Source organism: Roseateles flavus, assembly GCF_039872765.1.
In the GTDB taxonomy this organism is placed as follows: domain Bacteria; phylum Pseudomonadota; class Gammaproteobacteria; order Burkholderiales; family Burkholderiaceae_C; genus Roseateles_B; species Roseateles_B flavus.
The window spans coordinates 1-18,655 of sequence record NZ_JBDPZC010000017.1 but is presented as its reverse complement, the minus strand read 5'-3'; the positions used below and the strand labels follow the sequence as shown (position 1 = coordinate 18,655).

Genomic DNA, 18,655 nt, shown 5'->3' with positions numbered 1-18,655 from the left:
AGGCAAGACTCGACCCCATGCTCCTGGACACCCCCACGCTGCTGAGCCTGCTCCTGCTGGAGCTGCTGAGCCTCATGGTGATGCTGCCCCTGCTGATGGGCGCTGCCGTGAGCCGCGCGGCCCGTTTCGCGCAAGGCTATATCGCGCTGCAGTGCGTGGGCTGGATGGCGCTGTGGCTGCGCCAGTCCTCCGGGGCACCGATCAGCGATGGCCTGGGCGGCTTCGTCGCCATGCTGGCCCTCAGTGCCAGCCTCAGCGCCCTGTGGCTGGCACTTCGGGACTGGCTGGGCCGGCGCCCGGGCCGCTGGGCGATGATGGGCGCGCCCCTGGTGCTGGCCCTCGCCTCGGTGCTGGACGGCAGTGGCGCCGACCACTTCGCCATCGCCTGGTCCGGCCTGGGCCTCTCCCTTCAGATGCTGGCGCTGGCCCTGGCCTGCTCCTGGCCGCGCGAGGCGGAGCAGCAGGGCCTCGAAATCAGGCACATCACGCCCGTCGAGCACAAGGATCGGGCATGGCGCACCTTGCTCGGGCTGGGGTTTGGCGCCATGGCCAGCGTCCCCCTGCTGCGCGCCAGCCTGCATTTCCTCGGGCGGGAGGTGGGGTGGGAAGCGCTGCTCACGCAGGCCATCATCCTCGGCGCACACGTGATGCTGCTGGTCAGCGTGCTGGCCATCCTGGTGGCCTGGCGCGGCGAGACCGAGCTGCACCTGCAGCGCCAGGCCCACACGGACGCCCTGACGGGGCTGGCCAACCGCCGCGCCTTTGGCAGCCGCTCCGAGGAGCTGATCTCCCTGGCCCGGCGCCATGGCGAGCCGCTATGCCTGGTCATGCTGGACCTGGACCTGTTCAAGAAGGTCAATGACGACCACGGCCACGAAGGCGGAGACCGCGCCCTGGCCCTCTTCGCCAGCTGCGTGCAGCAGGTGCTGCGCGTGGGCGACCTGGCCGGGCGCGTGGGCGGCGAGGAGTTCTGCGTGCTGCTGGCCCGCAGTGACGAACTGGGGCCGCGCGCCATGGACGCCCGCCTGCGGGCGGTGCTACATGCGCGCGCCGAGAAGGAGCTGGGCTTTGCACTGGATTTCAGCGCGGGCTGGGCCCTGCTGCGCCCGGGCGATCGCAGCGTCGAGGACATGATGCGCCGCGCCGATGCCGCCCTGTACGAGGCCAAGCGCAGCGGCCGTGGCCGCCTGTGCGACGAGCCCGGCTGGACCCCTGCCGAAAAGACGGGCTGACCCCGTCATCTGCCTGCCTTTGCGCACTGGCACGCTGCTTGCTTGGAATGAGGCAAACCCGTCCACCCGACGGGCCGACCTGAACACAGGAGCGCAGCACCATGCAAGCCTTTGACGCCCCCTTTGCCTACACCCCGGCCGCACTCTCCTCTTCCGTCGCCCCCCTGCAGGCACCGCCGGCCCAGCCGCAGGGCGCTGGCGCCGCCCGCTTGCGCGTGGTCGGGCAGGCACGCAAGCGCGGCGCGGTGCAGGTGCGGGCGCTGGGTTCGCGGGACCTGCAATGGCTGCCGGCCCTGGCGGACCTCCTGATCGACAGCGTGCACCACGGCGCCTCGCTGGGCTTCCTGGCCCCCTTGTCCCGCTACCAGGCCATGGACTACTGGCACAGCGTCTACGCGCGCCTGGGCAGCCACCACCACCTCTGGATCGCCTGCGAGGGAGATGGCCATGGCCCGCTGCAGGGTGCGGTGCAGCTGGCCCTGCCCCAGCCCTCCAACGCGCACCACCGCGGGGAGGTGCAGCGCCTCATGGTGCACAGCCAGGAACGCGGCCGGGGCATCGCCAGCCAGCTGATGGCGACGCTGGAGTGCACGGCCCTGCGCCAGGGCCGCCGGCTGCTGGTGCTGGAAGCGCCCGCGGACTCCCAGGCCGAGGCCGTCTACACCCATCTGGGCTGGCAGCGCGCCGGCGCCATCCCCGGGCACAGCGTCTGCGCCGAAGGCCGGCTGCATTCGGCCGCCCTGCTGTACAAGACCCTGTGAGCGGCATCGCGGCGCCCCGCTGGCGCATCGAGCCTTGCGACGCCCGCAGCGAGGACGCCGCCGCCTTGATGGACGAGCTGAACGCCCTGCTCGCCGCGCTCAGCGGCGACAGCGGCGCCGCCCGCTTCGATCCGTCGCGGATGCAGTCGACGGGCTGCGCCTTCCTGGTGGCCCGGGACGGGCAAGGGCAGGCCCAGGGCTGTGGCGCCCTGCGCCCGCTCCCTGAGGGGCTGCCCGGAACGGCCGAGATCAAGCGCATGTATGCCCGGGCCCGCGGCCAAGGCCTGGGTGCGGCCCTGCTGGCCGCCCTGCTGGACGAGGCCCGCCGCCTGGGCTATCGGCGCGTCTGGCTGGAGACCCGGCGCGTCAACGCCCGCGCCCTGGCCTTCTACCAGCACCAGGGCTTCACGGAGATCCCCGGCTACGGCCACTATGCGGGCCGCGCGGACGCCGCCTGCCTCGGCCTCGCCCTGTGAGCGCCTCGCGCCTCAGCGGAAGACGCGCAGCAGCCGGCCGCTGTCGGTGAGCATCAGCAGCGCGCCGTCGGGCGCCTGCCTGACGTCGCGGATGCGCTCCCCGAGGTCGGCATACATCGCGCTGCGCTCCTGCACCGTGTTGCCGGCCAGCTTCAATCGCCACAGCGCCTGGCCCGCCAGGCTGCCGGAGAAGAGCTGCCCCTGCCACTCGGGGAACATGCTGCCGGTGTAGAACAGCAGGCCGGCTGGCGCGATGGAGGTCGGCACCCAGAAGGTCAGGGGCTCGACATAGGCCGGCGCATGCGTGCCGCCACCGATGCGGCAGGCGTCCCCCACCGGATCACCGTAGTTGCAGCCATAGCTGCGCACCGGCCAGCCGTAGTTGCCGCCGGGCGCAATGCGGTTGATCTCGTCACCGCCCTGCGGCCCGTGCTCGCTGACCCAGAGCTCGCCCGTCTGCGGATGCAGCGCGGCGCCCTGCGGATTGCGGTGGCCCAGCGAATAGATGCCCGGCGCGGCGACTGGGCCGAGCGCAGGGTTGTCGGCCGGAAGGCCGCCATCGCGGTTGATGCGCACCACCTTGCCCAAGGTCTTGCCCAGGTCCTGAGCGGGGCTGCCCTGCTGGCGCTCGCCCAGGGTCACGAAGAGGGTCTTGTCGCGGGCAAAGACCAGGCGGGAGCCGTAGTGCCCGGAGCCGCTGACCTTGGGGCTCTGGCGAAAGATCACCTGCCCCTCCACCAGGGCCGTGCCCTGCAGCCGGGCCTTGAAGACCGCCGTGCCGCTGCGCCCCGCCTCGCTGCCACTGCCCGGTTCGCTGAAGCTCAGGTAGACGAGGCCGTTCTGGCTGAAGTCGGGGTCGAGGGCCAGGTCCAGCAGGCCGCCCTGCCCCGCCGAGTCCACCGCTGGTGCGCCGCTGATGACCTCCTTCTGGCGCGCGTCGGCGCTGAGCCTCAGCAGGCCGCCGCTGCGCTGGGTCACCAGCAGGCGCCCGTCCGGCAGCACGGCCAGGGACCATGGGTTGCCCAGGTCCGTGCGGAGCGTGGCGAGCTGGGGAGTGGGGCTCGGCGTTGGTGTCGGTGTCGGCGTGGGTGTTGGTGTCGGCGTGGGTGTTGGTGTCGGCGTGGGTGTCGGTGTGGCGCTGGCGCTTGAGTCACCGCCGCCCCCTCCGCACGCCACCAGGGCCGCCACCATCAGGGCTCCCGAGCTTCGATGCCAAGCTGCCATGCGCCATCTCCCGTCGTGGATGCAGGCAGTCTAGGAGCTTGCCGGCGTCCCCGTTGTAAGAAGCTGTGGCGGCCTCAGTCCAAGGACGCCAGCGCCTGGCGCACCGCGGGCAGCGCGCGCTCGCGCAGGCCGGCATCGGGTTGCTCCTGCAGGGCCACATAAAGCGGCCACAGGAACTGGCGGGCGTTGTGCGCCAGGCGCAGGCGGCGGGCATCCCAGCTGCCGCCGCGAGCGGGCTCCAGCACCGTCAGCAGCCAGGCCTTCACCTGCTCCGCCGACCAGGCACTGCGCGCCAGGGCAAAGCGCGCGGCCCGCGCCAGGCGCTCGCCCTCGCCATGCTGGTAGGCGACCTGCCCCTGGGCCAGCACCTGGGCGCCCAGCGAGGCCAGCATGAGGGCCGCGCCGTCCGCATCCACGGCGGGGTTCAGGGCCAGCTGCATCAGCAGATCGGCGCCGTGGGCCACCCCATGGCGCCAGCCCTCGCGGTCGTCATGCGCGCGGTAGTCGCGCCATTGCCGCAGCCAGGAAGCGCCTGCCACCAGCAGGGCCTCGCGCTCGGCAGGCTGCAGAAAGGGCTGGACGCGATCGACACGGGCGACCTCGGACAGCGCCAGCGCCGCAAAGGGCGCGTGAAACCCCGGAGCGTCCGGCGGCGCCTGCAGCACGGACAGCCAGCGATCGCGCAGCAGGCGCAGGGTTTCAGGGGTGAGCCGGCCGGCGCGCATCCAGGCGGAAAGCAGCTCGAAGCCCAGCTCGTCACGCAAGGCGGGATCGGGCGAGGACAGACAGTCGGCCAGAGAGAGCGCCACTCGCTGGAAGGGCGCCGCCGGGCGCGCGGCGTCCTGCGTCCAGGCACGCAGCTGCGCGGCCTGCTGGACCTGGCCCTCCAAGGACGGCGGGCAATCCGCCGCAGCCGGGGCCACGAACGCCGCCATCAGGGCCAGGCCAGCCCAGGTCCGGCCTCCGATGCAGACTTTTGCAGTGCGTCCCATGCGGACCTCCTTGGCGCGCATCTTGGGCGCGCCTCGGCTCCCGCGCCACCGGACTTGCCCGCCGTGCACAAAGCCATGGGAGACCGCTGGCGCAGGCGGCCCGCTTGCCGACGGCCGCCCCGGCCACGTACACTGCGCGTCGGATTCAGGAGAGTGCAGACCCCATGCCATGTTCATGCGGGCCTGCCGCCGAAGGCGCAAGCTCCCATACTCGCTCAGGCCCCGTACTGGATCCGTCATCAAGCCGAATGCTGGAGAGTGAGGCCAGGCTCCGAGCCCGGCTTCCGCCGAAGGAGCAAGGCCGCAGACCCTGAAGTCCAGCGGCTGAATCTCTCAGGTACCGAGGACAGCGGGAGCGGCGCGCACAGGCGCACGCTCTCTTTGGCCCGGGGTTTTTTCTGCCCCTCACGCCCGAGTCACGCACGCCTGCGCGTTCAACCCTCAGTTCATCGAGAGTTCCGCATGCATGTCATCGTCCTGGGCGCCGGCGTCACCGGCATCAGCACCGCCTGGTATCTCCGCCGGGCCGGCCACGAAGTCACCGTCATCGACCGCCAGCCCGCAGCCGGCCTGGAGACCAGCTACGCCAATGGCGGGCAGATCTCCGTCTCCCATGCCGAGCCCTGGGCCAATCCCGGCGCACCGCTGAAGGTGCTCAAGTGGCTCATGAAGGAGGACGCCCCCCTGCTCTTCCGCCTGCGCGCGGACCTGGCCCAGTGGCGCTGGGGCCTGCAGTTCCTGCGCGAGTGCACGCAGGGCCGCACGGCGCACAACATCCGCAACATCGTCAAGCTGGGCCTCTACAGCCGCGAGCAACTGCGCGAGCTGCGCGGCCAACTGGGCCTGCAATACGACCAGCGCACCCAGGGCATCCTGCACTTCTACACCAGCGAGGCCGAGTACGAGGCGGCGCAGGAGCCGGCCCGCATCATGCGCGAGCAGGGCTGCGAGCTGGACATGAAGACGCCCGACGAATGCGTGGCCATCGAGCCCGCGCTGGCCCAGTGCCGGCAGCAGATCGTCGGCGGTTCGATGACGCCCAGCGACGAGTCCGGCGACGCCCACCGCTTCACCCAGGCCCTGGCCGCCCGCTGTGCGGAAGCCGGCGTGCGCTTCGCCTACGACACCCGCATCCTGGGCCTGGAAGGCAGCCGCGAGTCCGGCATCAGCCGCGTGATCTGCGCCGATGCGAACGGCGTGGTGCAGCGCCTGGCCGCCGACCGCTTCGTGCTGTGCATGGGCAGCTTCAGCCGCGGCCTGGCACGCGAGCTGGGCATCCATCTCAACATCTACCCGGCCAAGGGCTACTCGGTGACGCTGCCGGTGATCTCGCCCGAGCACAGCTACCAGGTCTCTCTGACGGACGACGAGTACAAGCTGGTCTTCTCGCGCCTGGGCGACCGCCTGCGCATTGCCGGCACGGCCGAGCTCAACGGCTACAGCACCGAGCTGAACCTCACCCGCTGCGAGGCCATCGTGCGTCGCACGCGCGAGCTCTTCCCCTCCATGACCGACGGCCGCGGCGCGCAGTTCTGGACCGGCCTGCGGCCCGCCACGCCGTCCAACCTGCCCTATATCGGCGCCAGCCACGTGCCCAACGTCTACCTCAACACCGGGCACGGCACCCTGGGCTGGACCCATGCCTGCGGCTCGGCGGCGGCCATTGCGGACATCGTCAGCGGCCGGCGGCCCGTCCTGGACTACGCCTTCACCGCAGCCACGCAGGAGCAGCTGGAAGACGGCGAGCTGCGCTACGCCTGAACGACGTCAGGTCTTGCGCACGCCCCCTTGTGCGGGGCCATGCCTTGCCCTAGGCTCAGGCCACGGCATTTGTGCATCGGTCCCGACCTCAAGGAGCACGCCTATGGCCTCCAGCCCTTCGTCCGCAGGAGGCGCTGCCTCCGGCCTGTCCGGCAGCGCGCAGGATTCCCGCCTGCAGAGCCTGCGCACCCTGGCCCTGGTCGGCCCCGCAGGCAGCGGCAAGACCACCTTGTGCGAGGCCCTGCTGCTGCAGGCGGGCGCCATCAAGCAGGCAGGATCCGTCGAGAAGGGCAACACGGTCAGTGACCACGAAGCCCTGGAGCGCCGCATGCAGCATTCGCTGCAGACCAGCGCCGTCCACCTCGACTGGCAGGGCCTGCGCCTGCATGTGCTGGACACCCCGGGCGCGCCGGACTTCATCGGCCAGGCCCTCCCCGCGCTGGAAGCCGTGGAGAGCGCCGTGCTGGTGCTCAATGCGCAGGCTGGACTGGAGCTGATGGCCACGCGGCTGATGGAGGTCGCGGCCCAGCGCGAGCGCACGCGCCTGGTCGTGATCAACAAGATCGACGCCCCGGAGGTCGACCTCCCCGGCCTGCTGGCCCTGCTGCAGGAGCGCCTGGGCAAGGAATGCCTGCCGCTGAACCTGCCGGCCGGCGGCGGCACGCGGGTCTCGGACTGCTTTTTCCAGCGCGACGGCGACAGCGACTTCGGCTCCGTGGCCGAGGCCCATCGGGCCTTGGTGGAACAGGTGGTGGAGGTCGACGGTGACTTCGTCGAGCGCTACCTCAACGAAGGCGACGTCCCCGCCAGCGAGCTGCATGCGCCCCTGGAGCAGGCCCTGCGCGAGGGCCACCTCATCCCCGTGTGCTTCACCGCGGCGAAGTCCGGCGTGGGCGTGCCCGAGCTGCTGGACGCCATCGCGCGCCTGCTGCCTCACCCGGGCGAGGCCAACCCGCCGCAGTTCCTGGAGGGCGAGGGCGCCGACGCCCGCCCGCTGAAACCCCTGCCCGATGCAGACCGCCACGTGCTGGCCCACGTCTTCAAGATCCAGGCCGACCCCTACCTCGGCAAGCTGGCCCTGCTGCGCGTCCATCAGGGCACGCTGAAACGCAATGCCCAGCTCTATGTGGGCCATGCACGCAAGCCGGTGCGCGTCAGCCATCTCTTCATGCTGCGCGGCAAGGAGCATGTGGAGGTGGAGCAGGCCCTTCCGGGCGACCTCTGCGCCGTGGCCAAGATCGACGAGCTGCACTACGACGCCGTGCTGCACGACGCGCCCGAAGACGAACACCTGCACCTGGCCCCGCTGCAATTCCCCGAGCCGGTGCACGGCCTGGCGATCAGCCCTGCCCGGCATGGCGACGAGCAACGCCTGTGGGACCAGCTGCGCCGCCTGGTCGACGAAGATCCCTGCCTGCGCCTGGAACATGCCGCCCAGACCAACGAGACCCTCGTCTACGGCCTGGGCGAACTGCATCTGCGCGTGCTGCTGGAGCGCCTGCGCGAGACCTACAAGGGCGAGGTGCAGACGCAGCCGCCACGCGTGGCCTACCGGGAGACCATCTCCTCGCCCTCCGAGGGCCATTACCGCCACAAGAAGCAGAGCGGCGGCGCCGGACAGTTCGGCGAGGTGTGGCTGCGCATCGAGCCCCTGGAGCGAGGCGCCGGCTTCGAATTCCGCGACGAGGTCAAGGGCGGCACCATCCCCGGTGTCTTCATGCCCGCCGTCGAGAAGGGTGTGCGCCAGGCCCTGGCCCAGGGCGTGATCGCCGGCTTCCCGCTGGTGGACCTGCGGGTGGTGGTGTTCGACGGCAAGCACCACTCGGTGGACTCCAAGGAAATCGCCTTCGTGACCGCCGGGCGCAAGGCCCTGATGGCCGCCGTGCTGGAGGCCCGCCCGCAAGTGCTGGAACCCATCGTGCAGGTGGAGATCCTCGCCCCCGCCGCCACCATGGGGGACATCACCGGCGACCTGGCCTCGCGGCGCGGGCAGGTGCTGGGCACGGGCAATCCGGTGCCGGGCAGCATCAGCATCCAGGGCCTGGCCCCGCTGGCCGAGCTCGTCAGCTACCAGACGCGGCTCAATGCCCTGACCAGCGGCCAGGGCCGCTACACCATCAGCCTCTCGCACTACGAGCTGGTACCACCCAATATGCAGGCGCAGCTGGTGGCGGCCCACAAGCCGCACGACGAGGACGAGTGAGGACAATCACACCGGGCTTGAGTGAACAAGGCTTTATCATTGCGGGATGTGTTCCGCTGCCCGGGACGTCGCTCAGGTCCGTCTGGACAACGCGATGATCCTGTTTGAAGAGTTCGTCGCCGCCACCATCAAGCACCCCGATGCCGCCGCTCTGCGCGGCCTGGAGCGGCGTTTCGCGGAGCGCTTGCAGATCCAGCCCAGCTACTGGAGCCAGATCAAGAGCCGTTCGCGCCAGATCGGCGAACGCCTGGCCCGGCAGTTCGAGCAGCTGTGCCACAAGCCGCCCGGCTGGATGGACCTGGAGCACGGCCAGGCCCCGGCGCCCGCGGGCGACACCGAACCTGCCCTGCCCCGCGATGACGACGAACGCTTCATCATCGGCCTGGTGCTGACCTACTATCGCCGCCATCCCCAGCGCGCCCGCACGCGCCTGCTGGACCTGCTGGGCGAGGTGCTGACGCCGCCGGAGAGCCCGGCGCCCGCCCCGGTGGTGCATCCTGCCGCCGGCACGGGGGCGCGCAGCTCGGCCGCCAGGCCGCCCGCCGCGCCCGCTTCGGCGGCGTCGCACGCCAGCGATCTGGACGACTGGCGCCGACTCCAGCAGGGCATCGCCCCGCTCAAGCCCAAGAAGCGTTAATCAGGGACAGCGGTGCCAGCGCCCGGCCACGGCCGGCGCGCTTTCTCTCGGGGCCGCTGCCGCCCGCTCCCCCGCCCCCGTACAAGGCCCATGCCCAGGCGCTTCCCGCGCCTGGCGCGCACATCGCACGCGCCGCGCGAGCTTCGCACGGCGCTTGGGATTGCTTTGCATCAGAGATAAAAAGCGCTTGCGCAAGATAATCAATCGTTTATCATTTGCGCAAGTCGCGGACGGGTTCACCGCGATGAGTTCCTCACCACCGCGCGTCACCCCGCCCCTGCAGTGCCAGGGTGACGCCGCCTCGGTGAGCACCAGCAACCTCACCTGACCCTGGTCATCAGGGCCATGCCAGCCACGCGTCACCGCCGAACCCGGGCCGACGCCGGCTTGCTCAAGGCCCCCGGGCGCACCCAGCGCCCTGATGTGCCAGCGCCTGCCTGTGCCCTGCGGCCTGCCGCCCTGCGCGTGGCTTCGAACCACCGCCTGCGCAAGCGTCCCTGCCGCCATGCCCTGACTTGAGACCGGTCCCGTGCCGGGCCAGCCTGCGGGTGGATCCGTCCACCGGCCCGGCGCCGCCTGTGCATCGTCCGATCAACCCTTCATTGCCTGCGCCGGCCCGACGAACCCGGGAGGCGCCAAGGAGAGCGACATGTCCCAGTTCACCGCCCCTCGCCCGCAGCTGACGCTGCAGGGCCGAAAACCGCGCAATCCCCTGGTGGCGCCGGCCCTGCTGCGGCAGGCCGGCCGCCACCAGGCCCAACGCGCCGCCGAACGCCAGCGCGCCAAGCAAGACCTGGCCCTGGAAATCCGCCGTCTGCGCCCAGACGAGCGCAGTCCGTGAATCGCAAGCCTCGCCGCCTGCCGGCGCGAGGCCCGAGGGAGCACCATCATGCAAAAGATCATCAAGACGACGCGCTTCGGCATCGTCAGTACCAGCAGCGACGTCCTGGCAGCCCTGTCCCTGCGCCTGATGCGCTGGCTCAGCGCCCCCGCTGCATCCGAAAGCCGTGTTGAGACGGCCGAGCAAGCCACGGAAGAAGCCGCCACCGAGGCCCTGCCGCGCCGCCGCGCCGGGGACCCCATCGGCAGCGTCCGCTTCGACGGCGAACGCCTCGGCGGCTGGCCGGGCGAAGGGAGGATCCGATGAGACGATTTTTCCTCACTTTGCTGCTGGCAGTCGGGAGCCTGGCGCTCAAGTTGGGCACGGCATTGCCGATACTCGACAAAAGCGCCTACGCTATGGCCTGCGATGAGCACCCCGCCCCCCCAGCCGTTCACTCCACTGAGCAAGCCCTTCCTGGACTTGAATCGCTGGACTGCGTTTTTCCGGGAGGCGGAGATCCCTGTCTTGGCATCGACAGCCGAACAGCTCGAGCTCTGGCGTGCTAACGAGGACGCCGTCGATGCCAACAGCATCGGCGAAGGCCTGGCCACCGACCCGCTGATGACGCTCAAGGTGCTGCGCTTCGCCTCGGCCCATCGGTCCAGCCGCCTGCTGGCCGATGCCGAGACGGTGACCGCAGCGCTGGTGTTGATGGGCATCACGCCCTTCTTCAAGTACTTCGGCCCCCAGCCCACCGTCGAGGACCGCCTCGCCCACCTGCCCGTGGCCTATGGCGGCCTGATGCGGGTGATGCGACGCGCCGACCGCGCGGCGCGCTTTGCCCTGGGCTTCGCCGCCCACCGGCTGGACCCGGACGCCGCCATCATCCACAGCGCAGCCCTGCTGCACGACTTCGCAGAGATGCTGCTGTGGTGCCACGCCCCGGACCTCGCCCAGAAGGTCCAATGGCGCATGGCCTCGCAGCCCGGCACACGCAGCGTGACCGCACAGAAGGAAGTGCTCAATATCGAGTTGGGGGACCTGGAGCAGAGCCTCATGCGGGCCTGGCGCCTGCCCGAGCTGCTGACCCACTGCACCGACGACAAGCGCGGGCATGATCCGCAGGTCCAGTGCGTGCGCCTCGCTGTGCGCCTGGCCCGACACACCGCGGACAGCTGGGAGAACCCCGCCGTCCCCGACGACCTCCGCGAGATCGGCGAGCTGCTCACGCTGGGCCCGACGCACACGCTCAAGCTGCTGCACGAGCTGGACGTCCGCTGACGCCTTCGGTGGGGCCGGGCGGCCCTCGGTTGGCCTCGGCGCGTCAAGGCGCCCTCGCCCGCCACCATCGCCCAGCCTATGATGCGGGCCATGGCCGGCCCTACCCAAGACTTCTGGCAGCAACGCTTCGAACAAGGGCAGACGCCCTGGGATCGCGGCGCACCTCACCCCCAGTTGCAGGCCTGGCTCGATGCCGGTGTACTGCGCCCAGGCCAGCGCGTGCTGGTGCCGGGCTGTGGCAATGGGCACGAGCTGCAGTCACTGGCCCGGCACGGGCTGATCGCCCGTGGCCTCGACTACGCCCCAGCGGCCGTCGCTCGCGCCCGCCAGGGCCTGCTGGAAGCCGGCCTGGGCGCCGATGTCGAGGAGGCCGATGTGCTGCAATGGCAGCCGCCGGAGGACGCACGCCCCGGGGTGGTCTACGAGCAGACCTGCCTGTGTGCCCTGCATCCCGACCATTGGCAGGTCTATGCGGCCCAACTGGCCCGCTGGCTGCCGCCCGGTGGCCTGCTGCTGGCCCTGTTCATGCAGGCCAGGCGTGAATCCGCTGCGCAAGGCCTGGTCGAAGGCCCGCCTTATCACTGCGACATCAACGCCATGCGCGCCCTGTTTCCCGCCACGCTGTGGGAATGGCCTGCGCCGCCCTATACCGCCATCGCGCATGCGCAGGGCTGGCAGGAGCTGGCCCTCGCACTGCGCCGCCGCTGAGGCCCTCGGGCGAGGGCCCGGGCGTGGCTCACAGCGGCAGGGCCGTCGTGTTCTTGAGCCGGTCCAGCACGAAGCTGGTCTTGCAGTCCTGCACGCTGGGATGCTTGAGCAGCGTCTCGGTGATGAAGCGCGCGTAGTGCGCCATGTCTTCCACCAGCACACGCAGCAGGTAGTCCATGTCACCCGTCAGCGCCGAGCATTCGACGACTTCCGGCCACGTCTGCACCGCGGCGCGGAAGAGGTCCATCGGGTTGCGCTTGTGCGATTCGGTGTGCTTTTCGAGCCGCACATTGATGTAGGCCGTGAGCCCCAGGCCGACGGCCTCCGGATTCACCAGGGCCACATAGGCCGAGATGACGCCGATCTCCTCCAGCCGGCGGACCCGCCTCAGCACGGCCGAGGCCGAGAGGTTGACCTGTGACGCCAGGGCATCGTAGGTGACGCGGCCATCGACCTGCAGCGCCCTCAAAATGCGCCGGTCGATGGCGTCGAGCTGACTTTCCTTGTCCATATCAAGATTCTTGCAGCTTTCCTGCACACCCCTTTGGTGACGTCCACAAGATCGCATGAATCCTGCGGCCCCATCCTCGTACAGTTTTGCGCTATCGCAAAACTTTCCGCCTGGAGACGTGTATGGCCTTTACTCCCTGGGACAACCCCATGGGCACCGACGGTTTCGAGTTCATTGAATTCGCCGCCCCCGATCCCGCCGCCCTGGGCAAGCTTTTCGAGACCATGGGCTTCAAGGCCGTGGCCAAGCACCGCCAGAAGAACGTCACCCTGTTCCGCCAGGGCGGCGTGAACTTCATCATCAATGCCGAGACGGACGCCTTTGCCCAGCGCTTTGCCCGCCTGCACGGCCCGTCGATCTGCGCCATCGCCTTCCGCGTCAAGGATGCCGCCTTCGCCTACCAGCGCGCGCTGGAGCTGGGTGCGTGGGGCTTTGACAACAAGACCGGCCCGATGGAGCTCAACATCCCGGCCATCAAGGGCATCGGCGACTCGCTGATCTACCTGGTCGACCGTTGGCAGGGCAAGGATGGCGCCCAGCCCGGCGCCATCGGCAACATCAGCATCTATGACGTGGACTTCGTGCCGCTGCTGGACGCCGCCGGCCAGCCCGTGGATTCCAATCCGGAAGGCCACGGCCTCACCTACATCGACCACCTGACGCACAACGTCTTCCGTGGCCGCATGAAGGAATGGGCGGACTTCTATGAGCGGCTGTTCAACTTCCGCGAGGTCCGCTACTTCGACATCGAGGGCAAGCTGACCGGCCTGAAGTCCAAGGCCATGACGAGCCCTTGCGGCAAGATCCGCATCCCCATCAACGAAAGCAGCGACGACAAGAGCCAGATCGCCGAATACCTGGACCTCTACCACGGCGAGGGCATCCAGCACGTGGCCCTGGGCACCAACCAGATCTACAAGTCGGTCGAGGGCATGAAGTCCACGGGTGTCGAGTTCCAGGACACCATCGAGACCTATTACGACCTGGTCGACAAGCGCCTGCCCGCCCATGGCGAGAACATGGCCGAGCTCAGGCGCCTGCGCATCCTGATCGACGGCGCCACCCACCAGGGCGCGCCCAACGAATTGCTGCTGCAGATCTTCACCAAGGAAGTGATCGGCCCGATCTTCTTCGAGATCATCCAGCGCAAGGGCAACGAGGGCTTCGGCGAAGGCAACTTCCAGGCCCTGTTCGAGAGCATCGAACTCGACCAGATCCGCCGCGGCGTGCTGAAGGCCGAGGCCTGATCGAGCACAGGCCTGCGCCGGGGTCCATGGAGGCCTCGGCGCAGACCGCTCCGAAGTTCGCGCTGAAATTAAAGGCCCGGCATCGCCCGGGCCTTGTCATTGCTGGAGGCGGCGCATCAGTCCGCCCGCAGGCGCTGCAGCACCAGCGCCATCACTGACGGCTCGAACACCAGCTGGAGATGCCCGCTTGCCGGCACCACCAGCGTCTGCGCCTCGGGCAGCAAGGCCAGCCCCGAAGGGCAGACCACCTGGTCACAGCAGCTGTAGACGCAGGTGAAGCGCCGCCACCAGTCGGCGGATTCACTCTCTGCCAGGGCCTGGAGCCAGGGCGAGCGGGCACGCATCTGACGCGCATTGGGCGCGCCGGAAAGCTGGGCCATCAGCGTGCCGGCGTGCGGGGTGCCCAGCGTGATCACGTGGTGCAGGCGCCCGGGTGCCGCCTTCATCGCCCGCCGCCAGGCGCGCAGGGCCAGTCCGCCCATGCTGTGGGCCACCACGAGAGGCGGCAGGCCGGTGGCCTGCTCCAGGCGCCGGATGGCGGCCTCGACCTGCTCAGCATAGGCATCGATGCTGGCAAAGGGCGGATCGAGGCTCAGGGAGACATGCGGGATGCCCTGCGCGTCCAGCTGCCTCGCCCAGTGCTGCCACAGGCCCCGGTTGCAGCGGAAGCCATGCAGCAGCAGCACGCCGCGGCGGCCTCGGTAGCCAGCGTCACAACGATCGGGATGGCGCCATTCGCCAAAAGGCTGATGCCAAGAAAAGACCTTCTCGTAAGCCCACCACTCCAGCCCCGCGGCGCGCAGGCACTGGGCCACCGTGGGCCGAGGCTGGCCCTCCGGCCGTGGCAGGCGCCTCAGCAGCAGGAAGACGGGCAGCACCAGCAGCGTCCAGCCGAACAGGCCCGTCCAGGTCATCAGCACGGCGCCCTGCAGGCCCCAGTGCAATCCACCCCAGGCGCCCAGCAACAGGCCCAGCAGCAGTCGCAGCGCCAGCACCAGTTGTTGTTGTCTCGCATTGCTCATCGTCAAGCGGCCCTTCCTGTGCGTCATTCGAGTCTCCGCTCCAGCGAAGCGGCGCCAGTGTAGGCGGACAATCCTGCCCAGGCACGGACCCTAGCCAGCAGGCATCGCCCTTGGAAACGCGCATCCTTCAGCACTTGCAGATGGTCGAGCTGGAACGCCAGCGACGGCTGGCCGATCCCGCATTGAACGCCTGCGTCCAGGCACTCAAGCAGTTCCAGCAGGAGCGCTTCGCACGCACCTATGCGGACCTGCTCGCTTCACCACGCTATGCCTCGGCGGCGCGCTTCTTCCTCGAGGAACTGTATGGGCCCGGCGACTTCTCCAGCCGCGATGCCCAGTTCGCACGTGTGGTGCCCGCGTTGGTCCGGCTCTTCCCTGAGCAAGTAGTGCAGACGGTGTCGCACCTGGCCGAGCTGCATGCCCTGTCCGAGCGGCTGGATGGCGAGATGGCGCATGAGCTGATCGGGACGCCGGTGACGGCGCTGCGCTATGTGCAGGCCTGGCAGGCGGTCGGCCAGCCCGCTCGCCGCCAGGAGCAGATCGAGCTCACGCTGGCTGTGGGCGTTTCGCTGGACCAGCTCACCCGCAAGCCCCTGCTGCGCCAGGCCTTGCGCATGATGCGCGGGCCAGCAGCGGCCGCAGGGCTGGCCGAGCTGCAGCACTTCCTGGAGCAAGGCTTCGACACCTTCAAGGCGATGCGCGGCGCGGAGGACTTCCTGGGCACCGTGCGCGAGCGCGAGCAGGCGCTGGCGTCGGCCCTGTTTGACGCGCCTGTCCCGCCCGGGACGGACTGTCTCCCAAGCGACGGAAGGCTAGGGCAACTCCCGTAGGCGCGGGGCGAAGCGCCACTCACCATGCGTCGAAGCCCCAGCAAGGAGAGTCGTCCGCCATGAGTGCCGTGCTCGAGTCCCCCGGCAAGCTGCCGACATCCAGGGACAAGCCCTGGTTGAAGTCCTATCCCCGTGACGTGCCTGCCGAGATCGCGGTGGACACCTACGGCTCTCTCGTCGAGCTGCTGGAGGAAGCCTTCAGGACCTATGCAGACCGCGACGCCGCCGTCTGCATGGATCAGCGGCTGAGCTACCGGCAGCTTGACGAGATGTCCCGTGCGCTGGCCAGCTATCTGCAGGGCCTGGGCCTGCCCAAGGGCGCCCGCGTGGCCATCATGATGCCCAACGTGCTGCAGTACATGGTGGCCATTGCCGGCATCCTGCGGGCCGGCTGCATCGTGGTGAACGTCAACCCGCTGTACACGCCGCGCGAACTGGTGCACCAGCTCAAGGACAGCGGCGCCGAAGCCATCATCGTGCTGGAGAACTTCGCTGCCACGCTGGAGGAAGTCATCAACGACTCACCGGTGCGGCATGTGGTGCTCGCCTCCCTGGGCGACCTGCTCGGCTGGTGGCGCGGCCCCGTGGTGAACTTCGCGGTCCGGCATCTGAAGAAGATGGTGAAGGAGTTCCGGCTGCCGCTGGGCGAAGGCCGCTCTGCGCTTCGATTCAATGCGGCCATCACCCGCGGCCGGAGCCGGGCATTGCAGCCGGTGAGCCTCACGGGCGACGACGTGGCCTTTCTCCAGTACACCGGCGGCACCACGGGCGTATCCAAGGGGGCCACGCTCCAGCATCGCCAGGTGCTGGCCAACATCCTGCAAAGCGAAGCGTGGTTCCAGCCCATGCTGCAGCGTGTCGCGGGCAAGCAGCTGACTGTGGTCTGCGCATTGCCGCTGTATCACATCTTCGCCCTGACGGCCTGCTACATGCTGGGAGCAAGACAGGGGATGCTGAACTTGCTGATCACCAATCCGCGGGACATCCCCGGCTTCATCCGCACGCTGCAGCAGTACCGGGTGCATATGTTCCCCGCCGTCAATACGCTGTTCAACGCGCTGGCCAATGAACCGGCCTTCGCGCGGCTGGACTTCTCGGAGCTGGTGATCTCCAACGGCGGCGGCATGGCCGTCCAGCAGGCGACGGCCGAGAAATGGTTGCGCATCACCGGCTGCCCGGTGGTCGAGGGCTATGGTCTCTCCGAGACCTCTCCCGTCGCTACCGTGAACCGCCTGGATGTGCGCGAGTTCACGGGCGCCATCGGGCTGCCCATTCCGAATACGGAGATTGCCATCCGCGACGACGAAGGGCGCGACCTGCCACTGGGGGAGCGAGGCGAGATCTGCATCCGCGGCCCGCAGGTGATGGTCGGCTACTGGAACCGACCGGACGAAACGGCCCAGGTCTTCTGGCCGGATGGCTTCTTCAAGAGCGGCGACATTGGCGTCATGGACGAGCAAGGCTTCGTGCGTATCGTCGACCGCAAGAAGGACATGATCCTGGTCTCGGGGTTCAACGTCTATCCGACGGAGATCGAGCAGGTGGTCAGTCTGCATCCGGGCGTCCTGGAATGTGCGGCGGTGGGCGTGCCCGATGCCAAGTCCGGCGAGGCCGTGAAACTCTTCGTGGTGAAGCGCGACCCGGCCCTGGCCGAAGAAGACCTGACGCAGTACTGCCACGCCCAGATGACCGCCTACAAGCGCCCCAAGTACATCGAATTCAGGGATGAACTGCCCAAGAGCAATGTCGGCAAGATCCTCAGGCGCGAACTGCGCAGCTGAGCGCACACGGGACTGCCTCGCACTGGCCCGGGGCGTGCGGGTATGAAGCTGCCGGCCTCTATCGATTTTGTCGAGCGCGGCTGGCTTTCCGCCAACATGGTGCTGCTGGGCGGCGATCTGCGCGGCCCGCTGGTGGTGGACACCGGCTATGTCACCCATGCGCCGCAAAGCCTGGCCCTGGTGGCGCAGCATCTGGCCCGGGCGGGTCATGAAGCGCCGCGCGCCCTGCTGAATACGCATCTGCACTCCGACCACTGCGGCGGCAACGGCGCCTTGCAGGCCCGCCATGGCAGCCCGGTCTGGATGCCTCCGGGCGAGTTTGAGGCTGCCAAAGCCTGGGATGAGTCGAGGCTGAGCTTCGATGACACGGGCCAACAGTGCGCGCGCTTTGTGCCGCACGAGCAGCTGTTGCCGGGCCAGCAGATCGAGCATGGCCCCTGCCGCTGGGACGTCCATGCCGCACCCGGCCACGACCCAGCCTCCGTCATCCTCTTCGAACCGAGACAGGGCATCCTCATATCCGCCGATGCGCTGTGGGAGAAGGGCTTTGGCATCGTCTTCCCCGAACTGGCACCTGGCCCAGCATTGGGAGCGGCTTTCACGGAGGTCGAACGGACCCTGGACCTCATCCAGGCGCTTCAGCCGGCTCTGGTCCTGCCAGGCCATGGCGCTCAGTTCACTGAGACGCGCACCGCGCTCATGGAAGCTCGCAGCCGCCTCGCCTACTTCCGCGCGGAACCGATACGCCATGCCCTGCATGCGGCCAAGGCGCTGGTGATGTACCACCTGCTCGAATGGCGGGAGCGGTCCTGGGAGGCCTTGGGGACCTGGATTGAAAGCACGCCGGTGCAGCAAAGGCTGCGGGCGCTGGCTGGGGCGCCCGACGAGTCAATGGACGCGCAGGCTTGGACAAGAACCCTGGTGGAGAGTTTGTGCAAGTCGGGGCAACTGCAGGTGGATGCACAGACGGTGCGTCTGAAGCAGCAAGCCTGAAATTGGCGACAACAGCGTTCAGTTCATCGCCATCACTTGCGAAAATCCTTGCCCCAAAAGCAAAACCCCCGATCCTTTGGGGACCGGGGGTTTGGCGGGATATTAGCCTGACGATGACCTACTTTCACACGGGAATCCGCACTATCATCGGCGCTGACTCGTTTCACTGTCCT

At 69.0% G+C, this 18,655-nt stretch carries 18 protein-coding genes and 2 riboswitches; of the genes, 14 read left to right on the top strand and 4 right to left on the bottom strand.

The window, feature by feature from the left end; all coding sequences use genetic code 11:
- Nucleotides 1-17 precede the first annotated feature (17 nt).
- The 3 genes from ABDJ40_RS23090 (at nucleotide 18) to ABDJ40_RS23080 (ending at nucleotide 2,469) form a co-directional block, all read left to right on the top strand.
- Complete coding sequence (locus ABDJ40_RS23090) at nucleotides 18-1,232, top strand: GGDEF domain-containing protein (protein ID WP_347613254.1); 1,215 nt, start codon at nucleotides 18-20, stop codon at nucleotides 1,230-1,232.
- 101 nt (nucleotides 1,233-1,333) lie between these two features.
- Nucleotides 1,334-1,993 (top strand): GNAT family N-acetyltransferase, encoded by a 660-nt coding sequence (locus tag ABDJ40_RS23085; RefSeq protein WP_347613253.1) that lies wholly within the window; start codon nucleotides 1,334-1,336, stop codon nucleotides 1,991-1,993.
- Nucleotides 1,990-2,469 (top strand): GNAT family N-acetyltransferase, encoded by a 480-nt coding sequence (locus ABDJ40_RS23080; RefSeq protein WP_347613251.1) that lies wholly within the window; start codon nucleotides 1,990-1,992, stop codon nucleotides 2,467-2,469. The genes ABDJ40_RS23085 and ABDJ40_RS23080 overlap by 4 nt, the downstream gene beginning before the upstream one ends.
- A gap of 12 nt (nucleotides 2,470-2,481) precedes the next feature.
- Here the strand turns inward: ABDJ40_RS23080 and ABDJ40_RS23075 are convergent, their stop codons facing one another.
- A complete protein-coding gene (locus tag ABDJ40_RS23075) occupies nucleotides 2,482-3,693 on the bottom strand; it encodes a PQQ-dependent sugar dehydrogenase (RefSeq protein ID WP_347613250.1) in 1,212 nt (403 codons plus the stop codon).
- 74 nt (nucleotides 3,694-3,767) lie between these two features.
- Nucleotides 3,768-4,685 carry a DUF2785 domain-containing protein gene (locus ABDJ40_RS23070; RefSeq protein ID WP_347613248.1) on the bottom strand — a complete coding sequence of 306 codons (918 nt, stop codon included), beginning with the start codon at nucleotides 4,683-4,685 and terminating at the stop codon, nucleotides 3,768-3,770.
- Between the two features lie 136 nt (nucleotides 4,686-4,821).
- Nucleotides 4,822-4,925: riboswitch (glycine riboswitch) on the top strand.
- A 1-nt stretch (nucleotide 4,926) separates the two neighbouring features.
- Nucleotides 4,927-5,045, top strand: a riboswitch (glycine riboswitch).
- A 102-nt stretch (nucleotides 5,046-5,147) separates the two neighbouring features.
- Between ABDJ40_RS23070 and ABDJ40_RS23065 the strand changes: the two genes are divergently transcribed.
- The 7 genes from ABDJ40_RS23065 (at nucleotide 5,148) to ABDJ40_RS23035 (ending at nucleotide 12,098) form a co-directional block, all read left to right on the top strand.
- Nucleotides 5,148-6,446 (top strand): D-amino acid dehydrogenase, encoded by a 1,299-nt coding sequence (locus ABDJ40_RS23065; protein ID WP_347613247.1) that lies wholly within the window; start codon nucleotides 5,148-5,150, stop codon nucleotides 6,444-6,446.
- A 103-nt stretch (nucleotides 6,447-6,549) separates the two neighbouring features.
- The gene (gene fusA, locus ABDJ40_RS23060; protein WP_347613246.1) at nucleotides 6,550-8,649 is read left to right on the top strand and encodes an elongation factor G; all 2,100 of its coding nucleotides are present in this window, start codon (nucleotides 6,550-6,552) and stop codon (nucleotides 8,647-8,649) included.
- Nucleotides 8,650-8,743: 94 nt separating this feature from the next.
- Nucleotides 8,744-9,286: a hypothetical protein gene (locus ABDJ40_RS23055; protein WP_347613244.1), complete on the top strand. Its 543-nt coding sequence runs from the start codon at nucleotides 8,744-8,746 to the stop codon at nucleotides 9,284-9,286.
- A 649-nt stretch (nucleotides 9,287-9,935) separates the two neighbouring features.
- Complete coding sequence (locus ABDJ40_RS23050; RefSeq protein WP_269630501.1) at nucleotides 9,936-10,127, top strand: hypothetical protein; 192 nt, start codon at nucleotides 9,936-9,938, stop codon at nucleotides 10,125-10,127.
- Nucleotides 10,128-10,175: 48 nt separating this feature from the next.
- Entirely contained in the window at nucleotides 10,176-10,433 is a 258-nt protein-coding gene (locus ABDJ40_RS23045) for a hypothetical protein (RefSeq protein ID WP_347613243.1), read from the top strand.
- A gap of 201 nt (nucleotides 10,434-10,634) precedes the next feature.
- Nucleotides 10,635-11,390 (top strand): HDOD domain-containing protein, encoded by a 756-nt coding sequence (locus ABDJ40_RS23040; RefSeq protein WP_347613242.1) that lies wholly within the window; start codon nucleotides 10,635-10,637, stop codon nucleotides 11,388-11,390.
- 90 nt (nucleotides 11,391-11,480) lie between these two features.
- Nucleotides 11,481-12,098, top strand: coding sequence for a methyltransferase domain-containing protein (locus tag ABDJ40_RS23035; RefSeq protein ID WP_347613241.1), 618 nt, complete (start codon nucleotides 11,481-11,483; stop codon nucleotides 12,096-12,098).
- 28 nt (nucleotides 12,099-12,126) lie between these two features.
- Here ABDJ40_RS23035 and ABDJ40_RS23030 read toward each other — a convergent pair whose 3' ends face one another.
- Nucleotides 12,127-12,609 (bottom strand): Lrp/AsnC family transcriptional regulator, encoded by a 483-nt coding sequence (locus ABDJ40_RS23030; protein ID WP_347613240.1) that lies wholly within the window; start codon nucleotides 12,607-12,609, stop codon nucleotides 12,127-12,129.
- A 122-nt stretch (nucleotides 12,610-12,731) separates the two neighbouring features.
- On the opposite strand from ABDJ40_RS23030, the gene hppD reads away from it, so the two are divergent.
- A complete protein-coding gene (hppD, locus tag ABDJ40_RS23025; protein ID WP_347613238.1) occupies nucleotides 12,732-13,856 on the top strand; it encodes a 4-hydroxyphenylpyruvate dioxygenase in 1,125 nt (374 codons plus the stop codon).
- A 116-nt stretch (nucleotides 13,857-13,972) separates the two neighbouring features.
- Here the strand turns inward: hppD and ABDJ40_RS23020 are convergent, their stop codons facing one another.
- Nucleotides 13,973-14,878, bottom strand: a complete 906-nt coding sequence (locus ABDJ40_RS23020) for an esterase/lipase family protein (protein WP_347613235.1) — start codon at nucleotides 14,876-14,878, stop codon at nucleotides 13,973-13,975.
- Nucleotides 14,879-14,988: 110 nt separating this feature from the next.
- Between ABDJ40_RS23020 and ABDJ40_RS23015 the strand changes: the two genes are divergently transcribed.
- Genes ABDJ40_RS23015 through ABDJ40_RS23005 form a run of 3 tightly spaced genes read left to right on the top strand, consistent with a single transcriptional unit; the run spans nucleotide 14,989 to nucleotide 18,482 of the window.
- Nucleotides 14,989-15,708: a DUF8198 family protein gene (locus ABDJ40_RS23015; RefSeq protein WP_347613233.1), complete on the top strand. Its 720-nt coding sequence runs from the start codon at nucleotides 14,989-14,991 to the stop codon at nucleotides 15,706-15,708.
- A 59-nt stretch (nucleotides 15,709-15,767) separates the two neighbouring features.
- Nucleotides 15,768-17,489 carry a long-chain-fatty-acid--CoA ligase gene (locus ABDJ40_RS23010; RefSeq protein WP_347613232.1) on the top strand — a complete coding sequence of 574 codons (1,722 nt, stop codon included), beginning with the start codon at nucleotides 15,768-15,770 and terminating at the stop codon, nucleotides 17,487-17,489.
- Between the two features lie 42 nt (nucleotides 17,490-17,531).
- A complete protein-coding gene (locus ABDJ40_RS23005) occupies nucleotides 17,532-18,482 on the top strand; it encodes an MBL fold metallo-hydrolase (RefSeq protein WP_347613230.1) in 951 nt (316 codons plus the stop codon).
- Nucleotides 18,483-18,655 lie beyond the last annotated feature (173 nt).